Origin of the sequence: Mycobacterium asiaticum (assembly GCF_001673365.1) — a bacterium.
Classification (GTDB): Bacteria; Actinomycetota; Actinomycetes; order Mycobacteriales; family Mycobacteriaceae; genus Mycobacterium; species Mycobacterium asiaticum_A.
In genome coordinates, this window is record NZ_LZLS01000189.1 from 24012 (window position 1) to 30143 (window position 6132).

The 6132-nt window shown below is 64.5% G+C and carries 5 protein-coding genes and 1 pseudogene; all 6 read right to left on the reverse strand.

All coding sequences use genetic code 11. The features are described from left to right. Window positions 1-1218, reverse strand: a complete 1218-nt coding sequence (locus A5634_RS21060) for a cytochrome P450 (protein WP_065145960.1) — start codon at window positions 1216-1218, stop codon at window positions 1-3. A 2-nt stretch (window positions 1219-1220) separates the two neighbouring features. Then, window positions 1221-2165, reverse strand: coding sequence for an SDR family NAD(P)-dependent oxidoreductase (locus A5634_RS21065; RefSeq protein ID WP_065145961.1), 945 nt, complete (start codon window positions 2163-2165; stop codon window positions 1221-1223). After that, window positions 2158-3297, reverse strand: coding sequence for a spirocyclase AveC family protein (locus A5634_RS21070; RefSeq protein WP_065145962.1), 1140 nt, complete (start codon window positions 3295-3297; stop codon window positions 2158-2160). Before A5634_RS21070 ends, A5634_RS21065 begins: the two co-directional genes overlap by 8 nt. A 5-nt stretch (window positions 3298-3302) precedes the next feature. Further along, window positions 3303-4421: an ABC transporter substrate-binding protein gene (locus A5634_RS21075; protein ID WP_065145963.1), complete on the reverse strand. Its 1119-nt coding sequence runs from the start codon at window positions 4419-4421 to the stop codon at window positions 3303-3305. 91 nt (window positions 4422-4512) lie between these two features. After that, window positions 4513-5358: a CbbQ/NirQ/NorQ/GpvN family protein gene (locus A5634_RS21080; RefSeq protein ID WP_065145964.1), complete on the reverse strand. Its 846-nt coding sequence runs from the start codon at window positions 5356-5358 to the stop codon at window positions 4513-4515. Window positions 5359-5695: 337 nt separating this feature from the next. After that, window positions 5696-6132 (reverse strand): annotated as a pseudogene (locus A5634_RS28755) (PE family protein); the annotation flags it as partial.

Below are 6132 nucleotides of genomic sequence, written 5' to 3' on the forward strand. Positions count from 1 at the left end.
CTATTGAGGGTCGAACAACACCGGTACCGAGGTCGGCGAGCGGAAGACCTGACCTCGGACATGGGGGTCGTCGCCATCGGGGTCCAGCCGCAGATTCGGCAGCCGGTCCAGCAACAAATTGATCGCGGTACGCATCTCCAGCCGGGCCAGATGCATACCCAGGCAGACGTGCACACCGTAACCCCAACCCAGGTGGGCCCTGGCTTGCCGGTGAATGTCGAACTTGTCCGGATCCGGATAGCGATCTTCCTGCCGGTTGGCCGATCCCAGCATTGGCATCACCGTGGCGCCGGCCGGGATCGCGACCCCACCGAGTTCGGTGTCCCGGGTCGCGACCCGGGTAATCGTCAGCAACGGCGACTCCCAACGCACTCCCTCTTCGATCGCCTGCGACAGCAGCGACCGATCGGCGCGGATCGCCGCCAACTGAACGGGATCCGAGAGCAACGCCAACAGCAGGCTGCCCAGCGACCGGTAGGTTGTCTCCACCCCCGCGGGCAGCAGCAGGCGCAGGAACGAGAAGATCTCTTCGTCCGCGAGCTTCTCACCGTCGATCTCTGCCGCACCCAGGGCGCTGATCAGATCCTCTTTCGGCTCGGCGCGGCGCGCCTCCAAGATGGGTGCGAAGTACTCACACAATGCGGCCGCCGCGGCCAGCCCGCGCTCGGGGTTCATCAGCCAACTCAGCAGCGAGATCGACCATCGTTGAAACTGTGGATAGTCCTCTTCCGGTAAACCCAACAGCCCCGCGATGATCTGGCTCGGGTAGTCGAAGGTGAACTCCTTCACCAAGTCCGCCTTGCCATTTGGCGCGAAATTGTCGATCAGACTGTTCGCCACCCTGCCGACCAATTCGTCTTGCCAGCGCGCCAATGACTTCTGCGAGAACGCCTTTGACACCAAAGACCGCAGCCGGCCGTGCACCGGTTCGTCCATGCCGAGCATGACGTGCTCACCGAGCACGGGACCGAAGGCCGCGATGACGGCTGCCGACGAAAAGGTCTCGTTGTCGCGCAGCATCTGCTGGATGTCTTCGTGGCGATACACGATGAACATCGGCAGTGATTCCTCGTGCGGGAGAGCACCAGACGTCTCGAGGCGTTGCACCGGTTCCTCGCGGCGCAACCGCGCCAACTCGGTGTACGGGTCGCGAACGTCGCCGGAAATCGCGGCGTCGAAAGCGCCGAAATCCTCCAAGTCGTCGAAAAGCTGCTCCATTGCTACTCCCCCGTGGGTTTGCCGGAAAGTCGAGCACGCAGCGCTGCCAGACGCTGAGTCACTGTCAGTGGATACGCGCCACCCCGCATCGAACCCTGCTTGGGTATGCCCAGCACGATCCGTGACAGGTGGTGCATACCCGAAGCAGGCAGAATCCTGTTGAACGCCAACAACATCGAAGCGTCAACACCGACGGCGCGGCGGCGGAACGGCTTGCGGTCGTCAAGTGCCTTGAGAAGTCCGTCGGTAAATCGCTCGGGCGGTCTGGCGAAGCTGACGGCAAAGCGCCCGCGGGTGTTCATGGTGTCGTGCAGTCGGGCGTACGGGCCGTCGAAATTGCGGTCATCGGTGGTGCCCACGTCGGTGATGATCTCGGTGTCGTAGGTGCCCGCTACCAGGACGGTGACACCTAGGCCGAACGGCGCGATCTCACCGGCGAGCGATTCACCCCACCGTTCCAAGGCGCCCTTGGCCGCCGAGTACGGCGCGGTCCCCGGCTGACCCCGCACCCCGGCGGCGCTGGCGACCAGCACGATGCGCCCTTGGCCCGCCGTCCGCATCGCCGGAAGCAACGCCTGGGTCAGCGCGACGGGGCCGAGGATGCTGGTCGCAAACATCTTCTGCCATAACGCTATATCTGTCTCTTCGACCATTCCCGCGGCGGAGATTCCCGCGTTGTGCACCACAGCGTACGGTGCCCCGACGGCTTCGTCGATTGCCTTGGCAGCCAAGGCGATCGACGCGGCGTCAGTGAGTTCGAGCTGCACCGGAATCAGCCGGTCGTCGTCGTCGGATGCCCCGGCGGCCGCCCGTAACAGCGGCATGCCGCAATCGGGTGCCCGCATTGCCGCGACCACCCGCCATCCTTCGCGATAAAGACGCACGACCGAGGCGAACCCCAACCCGCGTGACGCCCCGGTGATTACCACCGCGCGTGGCTCAGCCATTCTTGCCATTCGCCGCAGCGCACGCTCCTTGACCCGGTGGCGGCGGGTCGACGTGCGGCCGTCCGTTGGGCTGCCCGCTCATCCAGGTCGACCAGATCCCTACCGAATACGGTCCTTCGGCGCCGGCCTTCTCGTAAAACCCTTGCGGGTCATAGACCTTGGCTTCGGGGTACGGCCACGGGCACGCCACCGAAGTCGCCGCACCACTGGCTTTGATGATCGCGAACCAGCTGCCATAGGCGAAGTAGGACACGTTGATAATCACGAACATCACCAGAAACGTGCCGAGTGCCGGTCGGCTCCGGAATAGTTTGGCTTTCGCAGCGAGCTTCTCGGCCACCGATTTTCCGGTGTCGTCGCGGTAGCACAGGATCGCCGCCGGGACCATCACGAACGTCACCGAGAACGATTCCCAGATCAGCGGAAACTGGAATGTCGTGCCGGTGAACAGCGAGCCCCACGGGATCACCTGCGAGTAGATGTACATGCCGGTGTGGACGAGTTGGATCTCCAGCCAAGCGTCGAAGATGAAGCCGATCACGCAGGTGATCAAGCCCAGGCTGATCAGGGGGTGCCGGGAAACGAACGCCTCGGGGCCGCGTTTGGCCTGCTGTCTGCGCAACAGCCAGACCGCCGGGAAGTACGGTCCGAAATAGAAAGTGACATAACCGAATACGACGAACGGTTCCACCGTCGGCGACAACGACACCAGCGGCCAGGACTCCGGCCAGTGGGTGAGATCGGGGTTGTACACCGCGAACGGGGCCCAGTTCATGATCGGGTCCTGCCACACGATCAAGGTGGTGCACAGAAACATCAACATCACCGGGCTGCCCGGATTGCGTCGCCACCCCCTGATGAAGACCACCAGCAGCACGAGCAGCATGACGATGGTCGAGACTTCCAAGAAGGTGATGTAGTCCAACCCGAAGATGAACCGGACCGGGCGCGGCCGGCCTTCCACATTGGGGTTGGCGACGCGCGGGTCGAGTTCGGTGCGACTGACCGCGATGAACATGAGCGCGAACGCCGCCACGGCTGCGCCGGCAATCCAACGTCCCCAGTTGACTTTTCGGCCGGCGCGGGGTTCGGCGGTATCGGTTTCTGCGGGCAGCGGGGTTTCGGTCGTCACTTCGGTCAGCCTTCCTCGCCGAAGCGATCGACCAGATGCGAGTTGACGCCGTCGGCGTCCAGCGTCCGCGCCACCAGGTAACCGGCACCCATCCAGGCCCGTCGGGTCCACTTGCCGAACGACACCCGGGTACCCGGCGCACCGGATGCGGCGGGCATCATCTTCACGCGCTCCAGCGCCTCTTTGACCCCGCGCGGGCTGAGTGGGTGCGCGTCGCTGAATGCGCGCACGAGGGTCGCCGCGACGTCGCGGTTGACCACGGTCACACAGAACTCGGGGCGACTGCCGTCGTACTTGCTGGCGTAGGTGTCGAGAAAATCCTGTCCGATCCGGTTCGCCTCGTCGTACTGGTCGACGCCAATCCAGCCCACGAACGCGTTCCACATGATGGGGTTCACCCAGGCGTTCTGCCACGCGGTGGTGGTGAAGCGAGGTGGGTCCCAGCCCACGGACTCCAGCGCCGGGTTGATGAACACGACGCCGAAGCCGAAACCCAGGTGCACGATCGCCTCGGCCTTCGCCTCGTGCAGCGTTTGCACCGCAGCGTTGATGTCCTGAGCGGTTTGAGCGATGCTGACTTCCGCGACGATCCGAATCCCTCTGCGCCGGCACGCACTTCGCAGGTTCTTCAGGTAGCTCTCGCCAATCAGGCTCTGCTCGACCAGCACACCGACCTCGGAGAGTCCTCGTTTGGCGATCAGGTCGGCCAGGAAGATCGGTTCATCGGTCATCGATCCCTGGGGGAATGCGAAAGTCCATTCACCCAGCCAGTCGTCGGTACCGGTCACACTGATCGCGGGGACCTTGAACCGCTCCTCGATGGCTTCCCGCAACGGAACACAGTTATCGGTGATGTTCGGCCCGAACACCACCAGGCAGCCCTCGTCGACGAGTTCGCCGTAAGCGTCGATCACCGCCTTGACCGAACCCTTGGGCAGGCCCTCCACTTCGCGATAGATCATCTGCACCCGACGGTCCATCACGCCTTGTGCGACGGCCTCCTCGAAAATGAGATCGAAGCTCTGGGTGAATGAGGCGAACAGCTCCTCTGGGAACCCTGGTGGGAGCTTGAAGTCCATCAAGTAGCCGACCTTGATCGGCTCCGCGGTGCTTTCGTAGGACATTTGGCCTCCCGGTGGACGAGCGCACGACGACGGTTCGACGCCTCGACCTAATATTTGTTCTGACCCTAGCGACGGTGTTATGCAGCGTCAATCATCGCGGGCCGGCCCCGAGATACATGTTGACCATCTCGTCGAGCGCCCGGCCCACCGCCAAGTCGTCGGTGAGCGGCCCAGCGATGGCCGCCCGCGCCGCCTCCGCCATCGGCAGGCCCTCTGCGACAAGCCTGCCCGCCGCAATGAGAACCCGCGTTGATGCCACCTCCCTCAACCCGCCGGTCTCCAGCCGTCGGATGGCCTGCCCAAAACGCACCAATTCCGTAGCCGTGGCCGCGTCCACGCCCGCCTCGTGTGCAACGATCTGATTTTCGAGATCCGGTGCCGGAAAACCGAATTCGATGGCAACCATGCGCTGGCGGGTCGAATCCTTGAGGTCTTTGAGCACGCTTTGATAACCGGGGTTGTACGAGACCACCAAGCCGAATCCGGGTGCCGCGTCCAGCGTCACACCCAGACGCTCGATCGGAAGCTGTCGGCGGTGGTCCGCGAGCGGGTGCAGCACGACCGTGGTGTCTTGCCGCGCCTCCACCACTTCGTCGAGATAACAGATCGCACCCTCGCGCACCGCCCGGGTCAGCGGGCCATCCACCCATACTGTCTCGTCGCCGCGCAGCAGGTACCGGCCCACGAGGTCCGCGGTGGTGAGATCGTCGTGACAGGCGACGGTGATCAGCGGCCTGCCGAGGTCATGCGCCATCGCCTCCACGAAACGAGTCTTGCCGCAGCCCGTCGGCCCTTTGAGGAGAAGTGTCAGACCCTGGCGGTAGGCCGCCTTGAAAATGGCCTCTTCACGGCCAACCGCTGTGTAGTAGGGCCGCACCGTTTCCGCCACCTCACAGGTCGCACCGTTCCGGTGGGCAATGCCGGACTCGTTGGCCATAACTCCCCTTCCGCCCCGCGCCTCGTTGCGAGCGTAACCGGAACAGATTTTTGTTTCAAGCTGTTCGCCGAGTGTTCTGGACCGCGCACCGTCACGTCTCAAACATCCTCAAAAACAATGCAAATGGTCCACGACGCCCATCGGCATCATCATCATCACCGCCATCGGCCGGCAGCATTGCTTGCCGCCTGGCTCGATGATCGGCAGGCTCGACGCCAAGTCAGGATCCGTTGACCGGTGATCGAATCGTTTGTCGCCCAATAGAATCGGGACAAGTGCTGGTCGGCCCCCGACGCGTTTACCATGACCACCCGATCGGGACGCTGGCCTTAGCACCTCATCCTGAAGCTCCGGATGTCCCGGGTGTGCCGTAGAGCTGTCCGGCGTTGCCGCCGGGCCCGGGCGCTCCTGGACTCCCCGGCAAGCCCAAACCGCCCGGACTTCCCGACCCGGCAGGGCTGACTGCGCCGCCCTGACCCCCGAGGCCAGGAGCGCCGGCGTTACCGCCCCGGCCGCCGTCACCGATCAACTGAGCATCCCCACCAGCGCCTCCGGCACCCCCGGAGCCGCCGCCGCCGCCGGCGCCACCGGCGAGGATGCCGGATGGAGTGTTGAGAATGTCGTGCACTTCGGTTTGCGGGCCGCTGCCGGTGGCGAAGCCGGTGATGGTGCCGGAGTCACCTCCCTGGCCGCCGGATCCGCCCGTACCACCGGCCCCGCCGGTACCCCATAGCAGCCCGCCCGCGCCACCAACCCCGCCGGCGCCACCGATAC